Genomic DNA, 18,856 nt, shown 5'->3' on the forward strand with positions numbered 1-18,856 from the left:
TCCTTTGTTTGCCTGTTAATTCGTGGGTTGGCTTGCGGAGCCTGCGCCCGCGATCGGGGCGCCCGCATGGGTGATGACCGGTGCTGCGGGACCCTTGCCCGCGCCGGAGGAGGGAGGGGAAAGCCGCTCGAATTTCTCCCGCTTCAGGCGCACCTGGATCATGTGCGGACAGCGCTGGTCGTCGTGGTAGAGTTCCTGGCAATGCATGCAGTAGATGCACTCGTTGACGTTGATCTGCCCCTCGGGGTGGATCGACTGGACCGGGCACTCCTTGGCGCAGCGATGGCAGGGCGAGCCGCATTCGGGCCAGCGCTTCAGCCATTCGAACATGCGAATGCGGCCGGGTATGGCGAGCGCCGCGCCAAGCGGACACAGGTAGCGGCAATAGAAGCGTTCGATGAACAGGCCGATCGACAGCAGCGTCAATGCGAAGACGACGAAGGGCCATTCGCGTGCGAACTTCAGCACGATCGCCGTCTTGAACGGCTCGACCTCAGCGAACACCTCCGCCAGCGCGACCGAGTAGAGCGACAGGCCGAATAGTCCGAGGAAGATCATGTATTTGATCGGCCAGAGCCGTTCGTGCAGCCAGAACGGAACCGTGATCTGCGGCACCTTCAGCCAGCGCGCGAGATTGTTTGTCAGTTCCTGGAGCGCGCCGAACGGGCACAGCCAGCCGCAGAACGGTCCCCGTCCCCAAAACAGCAGGGCGGCGGCGACGGACGCCCACAGGATGAAGATCAGCGGCGCCGAAAGGAAGAACTCCCACTGGAACCCGGTGACCAGCGCGCTGGTGAAGGTCAGGACGTTCACCACGGAAAGCTGTGCGTTGGCGTACCAGCCGAGCCAGACCAGCGCGTAGAGCAGGAAGGCGCGGCGAACCCAGACGCGCGCCAGGGGGCGTCGCGCCAGCCAGTCCTGGAAGAAGAAGATCGCGGTAAGGACGAGCAACGCGACGACGGTGACGCCGATCTTGACGGCGTTCATGCGCCAGATGCCCATCCAGAGCGGTTCGTTCTCGCCGTCGAACGGCGTCGCCGCTGCCCCCTCGGCTGCGGGCGCCTCGGCCACGACGGTGGGCGCCTGCGGCGCTGCGGCCGGCTCGATCTTCATGTAGGACTGCGGCAGCGCGTAGCCGAGTTCGAAGGGCAGTGCCGCCTTGTCGCGCGCGCCCCACGCGCGCTGTGCCAAGAGTTGCAGGTCCCAGGGCTGCGTCACATCGAAGGCGAAGTCCTCGGGCACCATGAAAAGGGCGATCTCGCGCAGCCGCGGTGCTCCCTCGGCGGCGATGTCGCCGAGGCGGGTGTGGTCCCTGTCGCGGAAGCGGACGCCCTGGCCGTTCTGCAGCAGTTCGATTCGGTCGAAGATGCCGCCGCGCACATAGCCCGACCCCTTGAACGAATAGGCGCCGTCGCCGGCGATCAGCAGCGCCTGCCGGCCGCCGGCAAGCTTCCGTTCGAGCCGCCGGTAGCCCGTCTCGCCCAGCAGGCTGATGCCGATGGAAGGCACGCTGACAGGAGCGACGTAGAGTTCGATGAAGGTATCCTCGGGGTTCTTGCGTTCGACCCGCGAGGCCGCATGCTCCTGGCCGGCGCGGCCAAACGCCTGCGAGACCTCTCCGACGGTCAGGCGCAGCGACCGGATCGAGCCGTCGCCGAGCAGAGTTGCCCAGTCGCGGGTCTCCGTCCGCGTCATGTCCACGGTTCGCGTCTCGGCGGGGCCGGCTTCTGCGCCGGCGCTTTCGTTGCCGCCCAGGCGACCGCTGCGGATGAGGCGGACAGCGGCGCGCACCACGCTGTCGCCCATGACGAGCACGGTCACGGTGGCGCCGGAGACGATGTCGACCTGCGGCGGGCGCTGCGCGCCGGCGGCGACACGACCGAGGTCCTTGTCGATCAGGCCATTGAGCGCGGCAACGACGTCCGCCTCGGGAATGCCGACAAGCACGATCGGCTCCTGATGGTGCACCAGCTTGAGCCCGCGCAGCACGCCTTGGCGATCCAGGCCGATGACGATCTGGATAGGCTTGCCCGAATAGCCGACAGCGCTGGTGAAATCGGAGTTCAGCAGCGCATGCCCGACGATGTCGTCGCCCCTGTAGACCGGCGCGATCGGCGGCTCGCCAACCGGCTCGCCGAAACGATCGGCGCCGGAAAACAGCTCGCCTGGCTGGACCTTCGGCAGGAATTCGCCGAGCCGCGACGCAGCCTGCGATGCGTGGGTCGCCGACAGCAGAACGACGAAAGCGGCCAGAACGACGGGCAGTCTGCGGAGACAATCAAGGAAATGAAGCCTGCCGACCGTGCAGGCGGTGTTCCGCTCGGAAGCGGCGATCCGCGATGTTGTCGGATACGCGCAGGCAGGAATCACGGCGGAGGCCTTCGAATTGGTTCCTCGATGCGATCACCATAAGTGGTATTTCGAATGCCTCTTTGATCTGGAGCAAACAGATTCGATTCCGCCTGTGCGAAGGTCCAGCATCGACTGGGAGGCCCGCATGTCTCTAGGTACAAGCGATCGCGAGGTGACCGTCGCCAGCACCGGGGAACTCGTCGCCGTGGCGGCAGGCATCGGACGGGCGATGGTCAATGGCTATTCCCGGCTCGCCAGCCGCATGCGCGATGAGGGACGCGACGACCTTGCCGCAGTCTTCGAACGCCTCGCGTCGGAAGAGGAGATGCATGTGGCGAACGTCGTGCGCCGTTCGAGTGATGACGTCGTGGCCAACACGTCCTTGCCCGGATGGGACCCGCAAAAGCTATTCGACGACGAGGGCGCCGGCGCGACCGCGCCGGAATTGCTCAGCCCCTATCGGGTGCTGGCGACGGCGGTTCGCAACGCGGAAAGGGTGTTCGGTTTCTGGACGTATCTGGTTGCACGCGCCGACACCGGTGCGATGCGTGCGGCCTGCGAGCAGATGGCCCACCACGAACTGGCGCATGTGGCGGCCCTGCGCCGTGAGCGCCGCCGCGCCTACCACGCTCAAGGCGGCCCCCGGGTCCGGCCAGAGCCAGGATGGACGCTGGCCGCACTCGAGCGTCGCTTGGCAGACCTCCTCAGCAACGGCGCCGCAACGCCAGCAAGCCCGGAAATGCAATCTTGCATCGACGGAGCCCGTCTGCGGGCGGAGGCGCTGGAGAAGGAAGATCCCGTCGATGCGCCGGTTCCGGCCGGCGCGGCCGACAGGCCGCAGCCCTGCGCGGAAGTTCTGCTCGACTGCTATCTGGACATGGCAGAGCGCCTGCCGACGCAAGACGCCCGTGATCGGGTTCAAAGATTCGCTGGCGAGATGATCGGCTGCCTGGCGGCAATCCGTTCGCGCCAGGTCCCGGGCAACTGACCGTTCGGCGCCCCATGATCGCGCCGACGCTCCCTGCCACACGGACTGCTCAAACCCGGCCGTGCACCACCTTGGCCAGCGTCGCAAGCGCGCCCGGCACGTCGCGGTGCTGGAAGACGTTTCGACCGAACATCAGTCCGGATGCGCCCGCGCCGATCGCCGCTTCGGCAAAACGGACGGTATCGTCGAGCGTCGCCAGCGCGGGCCCGCCGGCAACCGCGATGGGCGCCAGCGACTGCCTGGCGACGTCGGCGAAGCGGTCGGCCTCGCACCAGTCGGTCTTGAGCCAGTCGGCTCCGAGTTCGCCCGCCATGCGGCAGTTCAGGGCGACGATGGCGGGGTCGTCGGCGCGCGCGAACCCGCCCTTGGCGGCCATTGCCTCGATGACATGGACGATGCCCCACTTGCGGCACTCGGTCGCCACCGCGCCGGCGGTCTCGAAGGACTTCGTCTCTTCGCCGGGCAGGTTGTTGCAGGTGAACAGGTAGGTGATCACCGCCTCCGCGCCCATCCGCACCGCGTCCTCGACCGTGGCGACAAGCCGGCTGTGGGTGTCGGGGTAGCCCGTCGCGCTGTCGTGCCGCCACATCGTGGTCTGGTCGAGGCGCAGGATCACCGCCGGCCCGCCGGCCAGCCGGTGACCGTGGCGCTGCAGCATGCCGGGAGTGACGATGACGGCATCGACGCCGGCTTCCACGACCATGTCGATCAGCGGCGCCGGATCGGCGATGCCCGAAATGGGGCCGACCTGCATGCCGTGGTCCAGCGGCACGCAGAGCATTCTCCCCGATCGCCTGTTGGACAGTCGCGCCAACCGCCGCGCCTTGCCGATCTCTGACATGCCTGATTTCTCCAGATAGGGTGGGTTTCGCTGCGGCTTCGCTCAGACCAGTTCGAGCTTGATGCCGGCCTGCTTCATCCGCTCGACCACCGACTTGTCGACGGAATTGGAGACGAGAACCACGTCGAACACGCTGACGTCGGCGACGTAGTTCAGGGCCGAAAAATGAAACTTGCTCTCGTCGACCATGAGAATCTTCTTGCGGGCGATCTCGATCATCGCCTGCTTGGTGCGCACGACGTTCTCGTCCTGGGTGAACAGCGAGAGCCCCTGGATCGTGGTGGTCGACATCAGGGCCACGTCGACATGGTAGGAGCGGATCGCCCGCTCGCAGGCCATGCCGAAGAAGCCGTTGTAGCCACGGTGGAATTTTCCGCCGAGGCCGATCAGTTCGACGTCCTGCTTGTCGCGCAACTGCTCCATCACCGGCAGAGCGTTGGTGATGACGGTGATCGGCGTCACCTGCTCGATGAAGTCGCAGACATGGAACGTGGTGGAGCTGTCGTCCCAGACGATCGCGTTGCCGGGTTCGAGATGGGCGACGGCGGCGCGGGCCAGCCGCCGCTTCTCCTCGACATGCTGGCGGGCGCGGTAAAGATAGCTGCTTTCGAAGAGCATCGACTTCTCGACCGAGACGGCGCCGCGGATGCGGCGGACCAGCCCCTGGTCGTGCAGGTCGTTGAGGTCGCGATGGATGGTCATTAGCGACACGCCGAGGGTCGTTGCGAGGTCCTTGATCTGCGCCGAGCCGCTTTCCATGAGGATGCGGATAATCTCCGAGCGGCGCTGCTCGGCTTTCGACATCTGTGGTGCGTCGCTGTCTTCCACGGGACCGGCCATCTGCGAAACGTCTGACTGTCACTTTTAACATCTTCGGTCGGGTGGGCCAGCAGAAAATGTTAAAATATCAAAGTTTCGATATTGCGCAGCAGCATGGACTGCGGGGAAGATTTCAATAAGATTCCGTGTATCATATTGATCAGAATGATAAAAATTGCCATGCTGCAATGCGGCGAGGTGAAGTCGATGGCGGATGTTATCGATACACAGGCTGATCGACCTTGCCAAAGATAACATAATTTCTGGCAAAATATCACTTTTGGATTGATATTTTTAACGCTCTCTCTAAAGTGCTCGAAGGGGAAGGAGACGGGTCGCGGGGCGGCCCGTGCCCCGCGAAACCAGTGGAGGATGTATATGACCAAGGCTATGCGCTCGCGCCTTCTGGCGTCGGCGGCCGTGCTTGCCGCTGCAGTCGCCGCAAGCTCCGGCGCCGCTCGCGCCACCGACCTCACATTCGTCTGGCACGCCGGCACCTGCGCCGACGCGCTCGTTGAAATCGCCAAGGATTACCCGGACAAGTCCGTCAACATCGTGCCGGCGCTGGTGCCCTACGGGCCGCAGTGGCACGACAAGATCGCCTCGGAGTTCGCGATCCAGGGCGACGCCTTCGACTTCGCCATGTGGGACAGCCAGTCGACCGCCGAGTTCGCCTCGCACGCGGTCAAGCTCAACGACATCTTCGACAAGTCGAGCTACCTGAAGGCCGACATCTTCCCGCCGGCATCGCTGTCGCGCTACGGCGAGTATCCGGACGGCTCGGGCGAATACTACGGCCTGCCGGCCAACCAGGACGCCTATGGCCTGACCTACCGCAAGGACCTGTTCGAGGATCCGAAGGAGCAGGAGGCCTTCAAGGCGAAGTACGGCCGCGATCTCGCCGTTCCGCAGACCTACCAGGAAGCCAAGGACGTCGCCGAGTTCTTCACCCGTCCCGACCAGGGTCTCTACGGCTGGGCGCAGATGGGCGGCCGCGACTACGACTTCGCGACCACGGCCTCCAACTCGTTCCTGTGGTCGTTCGGCGGGGAACTCTACAACCCCGAGACCTTCGAGGTGAAGGGCTACCTCGACTCGCCGGCGTCGATCGATGGCGTGCAGGCCTATGTCGACATGTTCAAGTTCGGCCCTCCCGGCTCGCAGAACTGGGGTTTCGACGAGGTCAACACGGCCATCCAGCAGGGCCAGGTCGCCATGGCGATGCAGTGGTTCTACTTCAACGGCTCGAACGCCGACCCGAAGGTCTCGAAGTTCGCCGACAAGGTCGGCTTCGCGGTGCTGCCGGGCGCCGTCGGCCGCGACGGCAAGTTCCGCCGCCAGTTTTCCGTCGGCGGCCAGGGCATGGGCATCAACAAGTACTCCAAGAAGCTGCCCGAGCTGACCAAGTTCATGGAGTGGTACTTCCAGCCCGAGCAGCAGAAGCGCTACGCCGCGGTCTGCCAGACCGGCCTGAAGTCCGTCCTGGAAAGCCCGGACTGGCAGGGCCTGAACTCCTACAACCGGCAGTTCTCGACCGCCCTCCAGTACCTCAACGACTACTGGCACCTGCCGGAGTATCCGGTACTGCTCGACGAGTTGCAGCAGGAGGTCTCTGCCGCCGCCGCGGGCACCAAGTCGGTGCAGCAGGCGCTGTCCGATGCGGCGGAAAAGAACGAGCGCACGCTGCAGCGCGCCGGCTACGACATCAAGCGTGGCGAAAGCACGCCGGAGGTCCCCGACCAGGTGATCTCGCCGGTCGGCCAGGATCAGGTCGTGCCGGTCGAATAGCGGCATCCTCCCTGTCGGGCGCGCGGTTCGCCGCGCGCCCGTTCCTTACTGCCGTCCGGACCTTGCGGACGGAATGGCAACGACTGGGGTCGACATGACGAACTCCCGAACATCGACAATCGACCTCGCCACGCGATGGCTCATCCTCGGGCTTCTGGTCGTCTACACCATCTACAATGTCGGCCCGATCTTCTGGCTGCTGCTGTCTTCCTTCAAGAGCCGCATGGACCTCTTCACCATGCCGCCGAAGCTCTTCTTCACGCCTGACCTCAGCGGCTACGAAAGCGTGTTCGGCGTCGGCTCGGCAAAGGACAGCGCCTCCGCCGTCGGCGTCTTCGATTCGCTGGTCAACAGCGTCATCGTCTCCGTCTCTGGGACCTCGCTGGCAGTCTTCTTCGGCACGCTCGCCGGCTATGTGTGCTCGCGCTTCAACTTCCTGGGCAAGGGCGACTTCATGTTCTTCGTCCTGTCGACGCGCATGCTGCCGCCGGTCGCCGTCCTGGTGTTCTACCACCTGATGTTCGCGCGGCTCGGCCTTGCCGACACCCGCTTCGGCCTGGTGCTGGTCGCGATCTTTGCCAATATCGGCCTCGCCACCTGGATCATGAAGGGGTTCTTCGACGGCGTGCCGAAAGAGGTCGAGCAGATCGCGATCGTCAACGGCTACACGCGGATGTACGCGTTCACCAGGCTGGTCCTGCCGATGGTCAAGGGTGGCATCGCGGCGACCGCGGGCTTCTGCTTCATCTTCGCCTGGAACGAATTCGCCTTTGCCTCGATCCTGACCACCACCCAGGCCAAGACGCTGCCGGTCAAGATTTCCGCGGCTGCCGGCTCGACCGGCATCGAATGGACGCAGATCTGTGCGGCCGGCGTGGTGCTGATCATCCCGGTGCTGGTGTTCTTCTACCTGATCCGCAAGCACCTTCTCATGGGCATGACCTTCGGCGTGCTGGGCAGGAGGTAGACATGACCGGCACGGACACTCCCATGACACCCGACAACAAGGCCCAGGCCCATGCCGTCCGGCAGGCCGAACTGCGCAAGCGCTCGTCCGGCCGCCTGATGATCTTCGGCTTCCTGTCGCCGACGCTCGCGATCCTGCTTTTCATGGTCGCCTATCCGATCTTCTCGCTGGTCTACTACTCGTTCTTCAACTTCTCGGCGCTGCGCCAGACGACGATGAAGCCGGTCGGCCTGGGCAACTACAGCTTCCTGCTGTCCGACCCGGAGCTTTGGGGGCGTTTCGTCTTCACCGGAAAGTTCGTGTTCATCTGCGTGGCGCTGCAGATGCTCATCGGCATCTTCGTCGGCTACCAGCTGCAGAAGAATTTTCGCGGGCGCGACGTCATCTTCACCATCCTGATGATGCCGATGATGCTGTCGCCCGTCGTCGTCGGCTTCCTCTGGCGCTACATGCTGAATTCGGAGTGGGGCATCGTCAATTTCCTGTTGTCCTCCATCGGGCTGCCGAAGGTCGACTGGCTCGGCCAAACCAACGCGGCGCTGTGGGCAGCGGCGGCGGCCGACACCTGGATGTGGACCCCCTTCATCGTCCTGCTGGCGACCGCCGCTTTCCGCGGCATTCCCGAGACGATCTACGAGGCGGCGGAAGTCGACGGCGCAAGTCCTGCCTACCGCTTCTTCCGCATCACCCTGCCGATGTCGGCGCCGGTCCTGTTCATCGCGCTGATCCTGCGGCTCATCGACAGCTTCAAGCAGTACGACCTGTTTGTCGCGCTGACCGGCGGCGGACCCGGTTCCAGCACCGAGACGGTGTCCTACGCGGTGGCCAAGACGGCGTTCAGCTATTTCTACACGGGCGAGGCGTCGGCGCTCGCCGTCATCCTCCTGGTCATCATCATCGGTCTCTCGATGATCCTGGTCAGGCACCTGACGAAGATGGGTGAGAAGTACTGATGGCCGAGATCAAGCTCAAGAACCTGACCATCGAGTTCGGCGCCTTCAAGGCGGTGGACGATGTCAGCCTGACCGTGAAGGACGGCGAGTTCGTCGTCTATCTCGGACCCTCCGGCTGCGGCAAGACGACGACGCTGCGGTGCATTGCCGGCCTCGTCCAGGCGACCTCGGGCGAGGTGATGTTCGACGGCGTCGCGGTCAACGACCTCTCGGCCAGCGCGCGCAACATCGCCATGGTGTTCCAGTTCGTCTCGCTCTACCCGCATCTCAGCATCAAGGAGAACATCGTGTTCCCGCTGAAAGCGCGGGGCGTCGCCAGGCCGGAAATCGCGCGCAAGCTTGAATGGGTCACCGACGTCTTCAAGCTCGGCGACGAACTCGGTCGCTACCCGAGCGCGCTGCCGCCCGGCGCGCGCCAGAAGGTGGCGCTGGCCCGCGCGGTGATCCGCGATCCGGCGGTGCTGCTGCTCGACGAGCCGCTGTCGGCGATCGACGAGCAGTTCCGCGAGGAGATGCGCTGGGAACTCGGCCATCTGCAGCGGCAGCTCGGCGTGACCACGATCTACGTCACGCACGACCAGCGCGAGGCGATGTCGCTCGCCGACCGCATCGTGCTGATGAACAACAGCCGCATCGTCCAGGTCTCGGAGCCCGACCGCATGTTCTTCGATCCCGTCGACGTGTTCGCCGGCCAGTTCATCGGTTCGCCGTCGATGAACCTGATCGATCTCGAGCCGGTGGCGGGCGGTCTGAGGCTCGGCGGCAGCGACGTGACACTGACGGCGGAGCGCGACCGCGTCCCCCAATGGGCGCTCTCGGCCAAACGGCCGCTGAAGCTCGGCGTGCGGCCGATCAACGTGCATCTGACCGAGGAACCCGATGTCGGCGTGACGCTCCCTGTGGACGACGTCTTTTCCGTGGGGCGCGAACGGTTCTTCTCGTTCCGCATCGGCGAAGCCATCCATCAGGGCGTGGACAAGCGCCGGTCGCGCGCCGGATCGGAAGGCCGCGTGCATTTCGATCCCGATGGACTGCTGTTCTTCGACGCCGCGACCGGGCGGCGGGTCAATGCGGAGGACGCGGCATGACCGCCACCCCGATGCTTCAACTCGACGGATTGAAGAAGGCCTATCGCGGAAAGTCGGCGCTGCGCGGGCTCGACCTGACCGTCAACGACAATGAGATCTTCGCTCTTCTCGGCCCGACCGGCGCAGGCAAGAGTTCGACGCTCCTGGCCGGCGCCGGGCTGATCGACCTCGACGCAGGCCGCGTGAGACTGGGTGGCCGCGACGTCACTGACGCCGATCCGGCCAGTCGTGACGTCGCCATCGTGTTCGAGGGGTTCAACCTGCTGCCGGTGCTGGACGTGAAGGACAACATCGCGTTTGCCCTGCGTTCGCCGGAATTTCGCGAGGAGGAGGACGAGATCGGAAGGCGTGTGGGGCGCACGGCGGAACTGCTGCGCATATCGCATCTTCTCGATCGCGACGTCGGTACGCTGTCCGGCGGCGAGCGGCAGCGCGTGGCCATAGCCCGGGCGCTGGTGCGTCGCCCCGTGATGTTTCTGCTCGACGAGCCGCTGTCGGCGCTCGACCTGAAACTGCGCGAGGGTCTCAGGGCCGAACTCCGGCAGATCCACCGGCAGTACCGGTCGACCATGCTCTACGCCACGCACGATTACCATGGCGCGATCGCCATCGCCGATCGCATCGGCATCATCGACGGCGGCGTCATCCAGCAGTCCGGCTCGATCGAGGACATCTACAGCCGGCCCGCCAACATGCTTGTCGGAAAGCTCATCGGCAGCCCGTCCATGGCCTTTTTCGAGGCGAGGCTCGAAGACGGACATGTCGTGGTGAAGGGCGCAGCTCAGCGCCTGCCGGTCAGCGAATTCGGGTCGGTGGCGTCGAGCGGCGGGCAGGTGGTCCTGGGTGTCTGGCCCGAGGACATCGAAGTCGGAGAGCCTGATGTGGCTGGGGCCAGCAAGGGGAAGATCTACGCTGTCGACAATCGCGGCTTCGAACGGGCGATCCAGGTCGAGACGACCGCCGGTTCGTTCCGCAAGGTGGTGCCGCTGTCCATGCCCTTCGCCCAGGGCGATGCATGCTCGTTCCGTATTCCGGCCGGCGCGGGGTTCCTGTTCGACCCGGCCAGCGGCCGGCGGATCTCGCAGGACGGGGAGGGCGCAAACTGATGGCTTCGCTGTTCAGCAAGAAATGGCTTTATCGGGTCGCTTCGGCGCTGATCCTCGGCGGATTTGCGCTGTTGTGCCAGCCGTTCACGCACGCGCTCTTCGTGATCGGGTTCCCGATCCTGCTTGCAGGCGTTGCGCTGTTCATGATCCTCGATCATGTGCCGGACGGAAGGATTGAGGAGGACAACAATGCCTAACCCCAAGAAAGTGCTGAACGACCCGAAGAAGGTCGTTTCCGAGATGATCGACGGCCTGGTGCTGGCCAATGACGGCCGCGTCTACAAGCTCGAGGGGCAGCCTGCGCTGATCCGCAGCGACATTCCCGATGGAAAAGTCGCGCTGCTGATCGGCGGCGGCAGCGGCCACGAACCGCTGTTTCACGGCTTCGTCGGCAAGAACATGGGCGACGGCGCGGCCTGCGGGCAGGTCTTTGCGGCGCCGGCGCCTGATATCATCTACGAAGCCGCCAAGGCGGTTCATCGCGGCAAGGGAATCCTGTTCCTCTACGGCAACTATGCCGGCGACAACATGAACTTCGACATCGCCTCCGAGATGCTCGACGACGACGGCATCGACGTGCGGACGGTTCGCGTCACGGACGACGTCGCAGCCGCGCCGCCGGAGCGTACGCATGACCGGCGCGGGATTGCCGGCGACATCTACATGATCAAGATCGCCGGCGGTGCGGCAGCCGAACTCGACAGCCTCGACGAGGTCGAGAGAGTGGCCCGCAAGGCGGTCGCCAACGTTCGGTCGATCGGCGTTGCGGTTGCGGCCGGGTCGATCCCCGAAACGGGCAAGCTCACCTTCGAACTGGCCGATGACGAGATCGAGATCGGCATGGGCGCGCATGGCGAGGCCGGCGTTTCGCGCCAGAAGATGAAGTCCGCCGACGCGATCGCCGACGAACTCATGGAAAAGATCCTCTCCGACCTACCGTTCAAGGCCGGAGACGAGGTTGCGCTCCTGATCAACAATCTCGGAGCGACGACGATGATGGAGATGCTGATCGTCAACCGCCGCATCCGCCAGATCCTGGATCGCGAAGGGATCAAGGTTCACCGCACCGATGTCGGCACCTGGCTGACCGTCCAGGAGATGGCCGGGTTCTCCGTGACGCTGCTGAGGCTCGACGACGAACTGAAGCGCTATCTCGACATGCCTGCCGAGTCCTTCGGCTACTCCAGGATGTGAACCCGATGGCTGACACGCTCGACCTCCAATCCACGATCGCCATGCTGAAGGCCGTGTCGCAGGCGGTCATCGACCAGACCGACGTCCTGACCGACGCCGACCTCGCGATCGGTGACGGTGACCACGGCATCGGCATGCGGCGCGGCTTCGAAGGGGCGCTGGAGGGCCTGGAGGCCGCGCCGGAATCGATCGAGGCTGCGTTCAAGGCCGTCGGCACCGCGATCATGTCGAAGACGGGCGGTGCGGCCGGCGCCATCTTCGGCACGCTGTTTCGCGCGGGATCCAAGCCGCTCGCCGGACGGCACGCACTCGACGGCGAGGGCTTCGCGGCCTTTCTCGACACCGGCCTCGAAGCGGTGCTCAAGCGCGGCGGCGTGACAGAAGGCCAGAAGACGATGATCGACGCGATTGCGCCGGCCGCGCGCGCCGCCACCGCCAACCGTGGCGCCGGCCTGGCGGCGACGGTCGCCGCTGCTGCCTCGGCGTCCCTCGACGGCGTCGAGGCGACCAAGGCGATGATCGCCACGACCGGCAAGGCGCGGTCGCTCGGCGAGCGCAGCCTCGGCCATCCGGACCCGGGCGCGATCTCGGTCTCGCTCATCCTCAAGGCGATGCAGGATTTCACCGCGAAGGCCTGACGGCTCGCGACCAGACGACGAAAGGGTTCTCGACATGGCAGACCTCGACGATATCAAGGACGGCAAGGACTGGGGCCAGGACCGCCCGGCCGATACCAGCCGCTTCTACCTGAAGGGCGCGGCGCATCATGACTGGGGAATGAAGGCGAGGCTTGCCCGCGTATTCAACCCCGCGAGCGGCCGAACCGTGATGCTCGCCTTCGACCACGGCTACTTCCAGGGACCGACGACCGGCCTGGAGCGCATGGATCTGTCGATCGCCCCGCTCGCCGAGCATGCCGACGTGCTGATGTGCACGCGCGGCGGCCTGCGCGCCACCATCCAGCCGGAAGTCAACAAGCCTGTGGTTCTGCGCTGCAGCGGCGGCAACTCGATTCTGACCGAACTGTCGAACGAACTGGTGGCGGTCGATATCGACGATGCGATCCGGCTCGGCGCCGTCGCCATGGCGGCGCAGGTCTATATCGGCGCCGAATACGAGCACAAGTCGATCGCCAACGTCGTCAAGCTGATCGACACGGGGACGCGTTTCGGCATCCCGACCATGGCGGTGACCGGTGTCGGCAAGGACATGGTGCGCGACGCCCGCTATTTCGGCCTGGCCACACGCATCGCGGCCGAACTCGGCGCGCAGTTCGTGAAGTCATACTATGTCGATGAAGGTTTCGAGCGCATCGTGCTGGGCTGTCCCGTGCCGATCGTCATCGCAGGCGGCAAGAAGCTGCCGGAGCGCGAGGCGTTGCAGATGGCGTGGCTGGCGATAGACCAGGGCGCCGCCGGCGTCGACATGGGGCGCAACGTGTTCCAGTCGTCGAACCCCGTCGCGATGCTCAAGGCGCTTGGGGCCATCGTCCACCACGGGGAGAGGGCGGACCAGGCCTACGCCATGTTCCGCGACCTGGAGCAGGCCAAGGCTGCGTGATGATGACCAGTGGCGAGGAACTTCCGGAACAGAGGCCAGGCGGGTTGCTCGGCAAGGTGGTCATTGTGACGGGCGCCGCCAGCGGCATCGGCCGCGAGGTCGCGCGCGTCTTCTCGCGGGCGGGCGCGGCCGTCGCCATCCTCGACATCAACGAGCCGGCGCTGGCCGAGACCGCGGCCGAGCAGGGTTGCCGCCCCTATTGCTGCGACGTGACCGACGCCGCGTCGGTCACGACGGTCTTCGAGGCCGTGGCCGCCGACATGGGCGGCCTCGACATCCTCGTCTCCAACGCCGGTTCGGCCCAACAGGGCGCCATCGGCGACCTGCCCATGGAAGACCTGAGGCGGAGTTTCGAGCTGAACTTTTTCGGCCACCAGAATGCCTGCCAGGCGGCGGTCCGGATCTTCCGCCGCCAGGGCCGCGGCGGCTCGATCCTGTTCAACATCTCCAACCAGTCGGTCAATCCGGGCAAGGATTTCGGACCCTACGGCATTCCCAAGGCGGCGACGCTGGCGCTGATGAAGCAATACGCGCTCGACCACGGGCGCGAAGGCATCCGCGCCAATGGCATCAACGCCGGGCGCATCCGCACCGGCCTGATGACCGGCCAGATGATCGTCGAACGCGCCAATGCGCGCGGAATGACGCCGCACGAATACATGGCCGGCAACCTGCTCGGCGTGGAGGTGACTGCCAGCGACATCGCCGATGCGTTTCTGCACCTGGCCCAGATGGACAAGGTCAACGCGGCGGTGCTGACCGTCGATGGCGGGGTCATCGCGACGTCGCTGCGCTAGCGGGCCGGGTGCCCTCGTGGCGCATCCCATACGGGGTCGGCGGTGTTTTGCCCGTCGACATTTCACGCACCCGGCGCTGGCCACGGCTTGACGATTGTCGAAAAAGGTTGTCCGCAGGCTCAAGCGCGAGCCAGGGGGAATGGCATGGACCGCTTTTGGGTCGGCACGAGCTGGAAGATGAACAAGACGCTGGCCGAGGGGCTGGCGTTCGCCGACGTGCTCGCCGCCGCGATGCCGGACCTCGATGCGCGCATCCAGCCGTTCGTCATTCCGTCGTTCACGGCGGTCCGCGAGGTCAAGCGCGCGCTTGCCGAAACCCGCGTGAAGGTCGGCGCCCAGAACATGCATTGGGAAGACGCGGGCGCATGGACCGGCGAGATCTCGCCCCTCATGCTGGCGGATTGCGGGCTCGACCTGGTCGAGCTCGGCCACAGCGAGCGCCGCCGGCATTTCGGCGAGACCAACCGGACGGTCGGCTTGAAGACGGCCGCCGCCGTGCGGCACGGACTGACGCCGCTGATCTGCGTAGGCGAGACGCGCGAAGAGCGCGATAGCGGGCAGGCCGACAGCGTGCTGGCAGACCAGGTTCTCGGCGCCCTGGAGTTCCTCGACGGACCTGTCGAGGTTCTGTTCGCCTATGAGCCGGTATGGGCGATCGGCGAGGGCGGAACGCCGGCGAGCGCCGACTATGCGGACGTTCGGCACGCGCTGGTCAAGTCGGTTGCCGCCTCGCGCCTGCCGCTAGCCCCCGCAGTGCTCCACGGCGGCAGCGTGAACCGGCAGAATGCGGCGGAGCTGATCCGCAGCCCCAACATTGACGGGCTGTTCGTCGGCCGCGCCGCCTGGGAGCCCGAACAATTCAGGCAGATTCTGGAGACGGCCGCGGCGGCTATCGGCCAATAGCCCCGCATGCCGCGCAAGCGACAAGGAGACCACGATGAAGATAGTCATTGGAGCGGACAGCGCAGGCAAGCCCCTGCTGGATGTCGTTGCCGCGCATCTAGCGACCAAGCCGGAGCATCAGGTCAGCGATCTCAGCCAGTCAGGCTTCTATGCCGACCTGGCGGCGAAGGCCTGCGCCGAAATCCTCGAGGGCAAGCATGAGCGCGGCATCCTGATCTGCGGCACGGGAATCGGCGTCTGCATTTCCGCCAACAAGGTGGCCGGCATCCGCGCGGCGCTCACGCACGACACCTACTCGGCCGAACGGGCGGCGAAATCCAACAACGCCCAGGTGATCACCATGGGCGCGCGGGTGATCGGTCCCGAGCTGGCAAAGTCGATCGTCGATTCCTGGCTGGCGTCGGAGTTCGATCCCGCCGGCCCGTCCGCCGAAAACGTCAAGGCGATCGACCGGCTCGACGCCGGAAAGTAGGGCCGCCGCAGCGCCCGGGGCCCGGCCTATGCGGGCCCCGCGCTGGCTTCAGGGCGTCGGCAGGGTCGGAGCGTCTCCCTGCGGGTGCTCGCGCACCGTGCGCAGCTCGTACCAGAGCGCATTGAGGATGCCGACGGTCGCGGCAAGGCCAAGTCCAAGTATCCAGGAAAAATACCACATCGCTGATAATCCTCAGTAGGCGTGACCGGCGTCGCGCACGTCCTTTTCACTCACCTTGCCCCACAGCACGTGGTAGACCCACGCCGTGTAGGCCAGGATGAGCGGCAGGAAGATCACGGTCGCAAACAGCATGTTGCGCAGCGTCAGACGGCTCGACGAGGCGTCGAACACCGCAAGCGAATGGCTCGGATTGGTGCTCGAAGGCAGGATGATCGGGAACATCGCGACGCCGACCGTTGCGATGATGCAGACGATCGCAAGCTTGGAGGCGAGGAAGGTCAGGCCCGCCTTGCGCGCCTTGAACCCAATAGCCGCCAGCAGCGGGCAGACCACGCCCAGTAGCGGTACCAGCCAGAGCCAGGGCTCGTCGCGGAAGTTGCCGAGCCACGCGTCGCCCTGTTCCACCACGACCTTGTGCAGCGGGTTGGAAGGGCCGTCCCAGACAATGGGGCTAGTGACGTCGTAGCCGCCCAGGAAGCCGGCGTAGACGAGCAGCCCGCCGATCGCGAAAAGGCAGGCCGAGGCGAGCGCCGCCTTCGGTCCGATCGCGGCCGCGCGATCCGCGACGACGCCGTCGGCCTTGAAGGCCAGCCAGGCCGCACCGTGCATCACCAGCATCGCCACGGAGACAAGCCCGCAGAAGATGGCAGCCGGGTTGAGCAGGCCGAACAGGTTCCCCTCGTAGATCGGCCGCAGGTCGTCGGTGAAGTGGAAGGGCACGCCCTGCAGCGTATTGCCGACCGCCACGCCGAAGATCAGGGCCGGAACAGCGCCGCCGATGAACAGCGCCCAGTCCCAGTTCTCGCGCCAGCGGGCGCTGTCGCGCTTGGACCGGTACTTGAAGGCGACCGGCCTGAGGATCAGGGCGAACAGCACCAGGAACATGGCCAGGTAGAAGCCGGAGAAGCTGACGGCGTAGAGCGCCGGCCATGCCGCGAAGATCGCGCCGCCGCCGAGGATGAACCAGACCTGGTTGCCTTCCCAGACGGGGCCGACGGTGTTGATGGCGACGCGACGCTCGATGTCGGTCTTGGCGACGAACGGCAGTAGCGCGCCGACGCCCATGTCGAAGCCGTCGGTGACCGCGAATGCGATGAGCAGCACGCCGAGTAGCACCCACCAGATGACCCGCAGCGTCGCATAGTCGAAGAGGAAGTCGATCATTGTCGCGTGTCCTTTGTCTGGTCTATTCGGCTGGCGCGAGCCTGTGGCCGCCTGCCGCCGGCACGTGGTCATCGGTGTATGCGGGGCCGTGCGAGATCGCCTGCAGCATCAGCCTGACCTCGATCACGGCCAGCACGCCGTAGACCAGCGTAAAGCCGGTGATGGTGATGATCAGGTCGCTGATGCCGAGCGCCGACGTTGCCAGGAATGTCGGCAGCACGCCTTCGATGATCCACGGCTGGCGGCCGAACTCGGCCACGAACCAGCCGACTTCGGCGGCGATCCAGGGCAGCGGCATGGCGACCAGCGCCAGGCGGAACAACCAGCGCGGCGCTTCGGCCTCGCGCATCGTGTACCAGAGCGACACCAGGAACACGCCGAGCAGGGCGAAGCCGCAGAAGACCATGATGCGGAACGTGAAGAACATCGCCGGCACCATCGGGACGGTGTCCCACGACGCCTGCTTGATCTGTTCCTCGGTGGCCTGGCGCGGATCCTCGACGTAGCGCTTGAGCAGCAGCGCGTAGCCGAGGTCGGCGCTTGTCGCGTCGAACCGCGCGCGCGCTTCGGCGTTGCCGCGATCCGTCTTCAGGGTTTCGAGCGCGTCATAGGCCGGGATGCCGTTGCGGATGCGCTGTTCGGCCCGTTCGACCAGTTCAGCGATGCCCGGAATCTCCTTGTCGATTGAGCGCGTCGCGATCAGGCCCAGCGCCCATGGCACATGGATGGCAAAATGGGTCGTCTTGTCGGCCATGTCGGGGACGCCGATCAGCGTGAAGGACGCGGGCGCAGGCTCGGTCTCCCACATGGCCTCCATGACGGCGAGCTTCATCTTCTGGTTGTCGGTGACTTCGTAGCCGCTCTCGTCGCCGAGGACGATCACGGACGCCGCCGAGGCCACGCCGAAGGCCGAGGCGATGACGAAAGAGCGCTTGGCGAGTTCGACGTGGCGGCCCCGCAGCATGTACCAGGCCGACACGCCGAGAACGAAGGCCGCGCCGCAGACATAGCCGGCCGAGACCGTATGCACGAACTTCGCTTGCGCGACCGGGTTGAGGAGCACGGCCGCGAAGTCGGTGACCTCCATGCGCATCGTGTCCGGGTTGAAGGCGGAGCCGACGGGATTCTGCATCCACGCGTTGGCGATCAGAATCCACAGCGCAGAGAAGTTGGTGCCGAGCGCGGTCAGCCAGGTGACGGCAAGGTGGGCGCGGGCGGAAAGGCGGTCCCAGCCGAAGAAGAACAGTCCGACGAAGGTCGCCTCGAGGAAGAACGCCATCAGGCCCTCGATGGCGAGCGGTGCGCCGAACACGTCGCCGACATAGTGGGAGTAGTACGCCCAGTTCATGCCGAACTGGAACTCCATCGTGATGCCGGTGGCCACGCCGAGGGCGAAATTGATGCCGAAGAGGACGCCCCAGAACTTGGTCATGTCGCGCCAGATGGTGCGCTTCGTCATGACATACACCGTCTCCATCATGGCGATCATGATGGACAGCCCGAGCGTCAGCGGCACGAACAGGAAGTGATACATCGCGGTCAGCGCAAATTGCAGCCGCGACAACTCGACGAGCAACGGATCGATCATGGAGGGTTTCCTTTCAGGCGCTTGTGCGATCTATCCGGAGAGACGCAGGTGCTCCTTGATGCAAATCAAAACACGAGTCGGGGCGCCGTGACAAAA

19 protein-coding genes are annotated in these 18,856 nt (G+C 65.4%); 13 read left to right on the forward strand and 6 right to left on the reverse strand.

All coding sequences use genetic code 11. The annotated features are described in order from the left end of the window. Positions 1-15: 15 nt before the first annotated feature. Positions 16-2,265 (reverse strand): 4Fe-4S binding protein, encoded by a 2,250-nt coding sequence (locus tag ABUE31_RS01810; RefSeq protein ID WP_367722501.1) that lies wholly within the window; start codon positions 2,263-2,265, stop codon positions 16-18. 37 nt (positions 2,266-2,302) lie between these two features. On the opposite strand from ABUE31_RS01810, the gene ABUE31_RS01815 reads away from it, so the two are divergent. Continuing rightward, positions 2,303-3,340: a ferritin family protein gene (locus ABUE31_RS01815; protein ID WP_367721761.1), complete on the forward strand. Its 1,038-nt coding sequence runs from the start codon at positions 2,303-2,305 to the stop codon at positions 3,338-3,340. A 49-nt stretch (positions 3,341-3,389) separates the two neighbouring features. Here the strand turns inward: ABUE31_RS01815 and ABUE31_RS01820 are convergent, their stop codons facing one another. After that, positions 3,390-4,181, reverse strand: a complete 792-nt coding sequence (locus ABUE31_RS01820; protein WP_367721763.1) for a class I fructose-bisphosphate aldolase — start codon at positions 4,179-4,181, stop codon at positions 3,390-3,392. A 42-nt stretch (positions 4,182-4,223) separates the two neighbouring features. After that, complete coding sequence (locus ABUE31_RS01825; protein ID WP_367721765.1) at positions 4,224-5,021, reverse strand: DeoR/GlpR family DNA-binding transcription regulator; 798 nt, start codon at positions 5,019-5,021, stop codon at positions 4,224-4,226. Positions 5,022-5,378: 357 nt separating this feature from the next. Between ABUE31_RS01825 and ABUE31_RS01830 the strand changes: the two genes are divergently transcribed. From ABUE31_RS01830 to derI, 12 genes are all read left to right on the forward strand, one after another. Beyond that, the gene (locus ABUE31_RS01830; RefSeq protein WP_367721767.1) at positions 5,379-6,788 is read left to right on the forward strand and encodes an ABC transporter substrate-binding protein; all 1,410 of its coding nucleotides are present in this window, start codon (positions 5,379-5,381) and stop codon (positions 6,786-6,788) included. 94 nt (positions 6,789-6,882) lie between these two features. Next, a complete protein-coding gene (locus tag ABUE31_RS01835) occupies positions 6,883-7,755 on the forward strand; it encodes a carbohydrate ABC transporter permease (RefSeq protein WP_367721768.1) in 873 nt (290 codons plus the stop codon). A 2-nt stretch (positions 7,756-7,757) separates the two neighbouring features. Continuing rightward, positions 7,758-8,708, forward strand: a complete 951-nt coding sequence (locus ABUE31_RS01840) for a carbohydrate ABC transporter permease (protein WP_367721770.1) — start codon at positions 7,758-7,760, stop codon at positions 8,706-8,708. Then, positions 8,708-9,796 carry an ABC transporter ATP-binding protein gene (locus ABUE31_RS01845; RefSeq protein ID WP_367721771.1) on the forward strand — a complete coding sequence of 363 codons (1,089 nt, stop codon included), beginning with the start codon at positions 8,708-8,710 and terminating at the stop codon, positions 9,794-9,796. The genes ABUE31_RS01840 and ABUE31_RS01845 overlap by 1 nt, the downstream gene beginning before the upstream one ends. Next, positions 9,793-10,902: an ABC transporter ATP-binding protein gene (locus ABUE31_RS01850; RefSeq protein ID WP_367721772.1), complete on the forward strand. Its 1,110-nt coding sequence runs from the start codon at positions 9,793-9,795 to the stop codon at positions 10,900-10,902. Before ABUE31_RS01845 ends, ABUE31_RS01850 begins: the two co-directional genes overlap by 4 nt. Further along, positions 10,902-11,099, forward strand: coding sequence for a hypothetical protein (locus ABUE31_RS01855; protein WP_367721774.1), 198 nt, complete (start codon positions 10,902-10,904; stop codon positions 11,097-11,099). Before ABUE31_RS01850 ends, ABUE31_RS01855 begins: the two co-directional genes overlap by 1 nt. Next, positions 11,092-12,096: a dihydroxyacetone kinase subunit DhaK gene (locus tag ABUE31_RS01860; protein ID WP_367721776.1), complete on the forward strand. Its 1,005-nt coding sequence runs from the start codon at positions 11,092-11,094 to the stop codon at positions 12,094-12,096. Before ABUE31_RS01855 ends, ABUE31_RS01860 begins: the two co-directional genes overlap by 8 nt. A gap of 5 nt (positions 12,097-12,101) precedes the next feature. Then, positions 12,102-12,734, forward strand: coding sequence for a dihydroxyacetone kinase subunit DhaL (dhaL, locus tag ABUE31_RS01865; protein ID WP_367721777.1), 633 nt, complete (start codon positions 12,102-12,104; stop codon positions 12,732-12,734). A 34-nt stretch (positions 12,735-12,768) separates the two neighbouring features. Then, a complete protein-coding gene (lsrF, locus tag ABUE31_RS01870) occupies positions 12,769-13,656 on the forward strand; it encodes a 3-hydroxy-5-phosphonooxypentane-2,4-dione thiolase (RefSeq protein ID WP_367721778.1) in 888 nt (295 codons plus the stop codon). Positions 13,657-13,658: 2 nt separating this feature from the next. Further along, positions 13,659-14,453: an SDR family oxidoreductase gene (locus ABUE31_RS01875; protein ID WP_367721779.1), complete on the forward strand. Its 795-nt coding sequence runs from the start codon at positions 13,659-13,661 to the stop codon at positions 14,451-14,453. A 144-nt stretch (positions 14,454-14,597) separates the two neighbouring features. Next, on the forward strand, positions 14,598-15,356 hold the full coding sequence (locus ABUE31_RS01880) for a triose-phosphate isomerase (RefSeq protein WP_367721781.1): 759 nt from the start codon (positions 14,598-14,600) through the stop codon (positions 15,354-15,356). 34 nt (positions 15,357-15,390) lie between these two features. After that, complete coding sequence (gene derI / locus ABUE31_RS01885; protein WP_367721782.1) at positions 15,391-15,828, forward strand: D-erythrulose-4-phosphate isomerase; 438 nt, start codon at positions 15,391-15,393, stop codon at positions 15,826-15,828. Between the two features lie 48 nt (positions 15,829-15,876). On the opposite strand, the gene cydX is transcribed toward derI, so the two are convergent. From cydX to ABUE31_RS01900, 3 genes are read right to left on the reverse strand one after another with little or no spacing between them, the layout of a single operon-like run. After that, a complete protein-coding gene (gene cydX, locus ABUE31_RS01890; protein WP_367721784.1) occupies positions 15,877-16,008 on the reverse strand; it encodes a cytochrome bd-I oxidase subunit CydX in 132 nt (43 codons plus the stop codon). A gap of 12 nt (positions 16,009-16,020) precedes the next feature. Then, complete coding sequence (cydB, locus tag ABUE31_RS01895) at positions 16,021-17,172, reverse strand: cytochrome d ubiquinol oxidase subunit II (RefSeq protein WP_367721786.1); 1,152 nt, start codon at positions 17,170-17,172, stop codon at positions 16,021-16,023. Between the two features lie 22 nt (positions 17,173-17,194). Continuing rightward, positions 17,195-18,760 (reverse strand): cytochrome ubiquinol oxidase subunit I, encoded by a 1,566-nt coding sequence (locus tag ABUE31_RS01900; protein WP_367721787.1) that lies wholly within the window; start codon positions 18,758-18,760, stop codon positions 17,195-17,197. Between the last annotated feature and the right edge of the window lie 96 nt (positions 18,761-18,856).

This window comes from Mesorhizobium marinum (assembly GCF_040813675.1).
Lineage (GTDB): Bacteria > Pseudomonadota > Alphaproteobacteria > Rhizobiales > Rhizobiaceae > Mesorhizobium_K > Mesorhizobium_K marinum.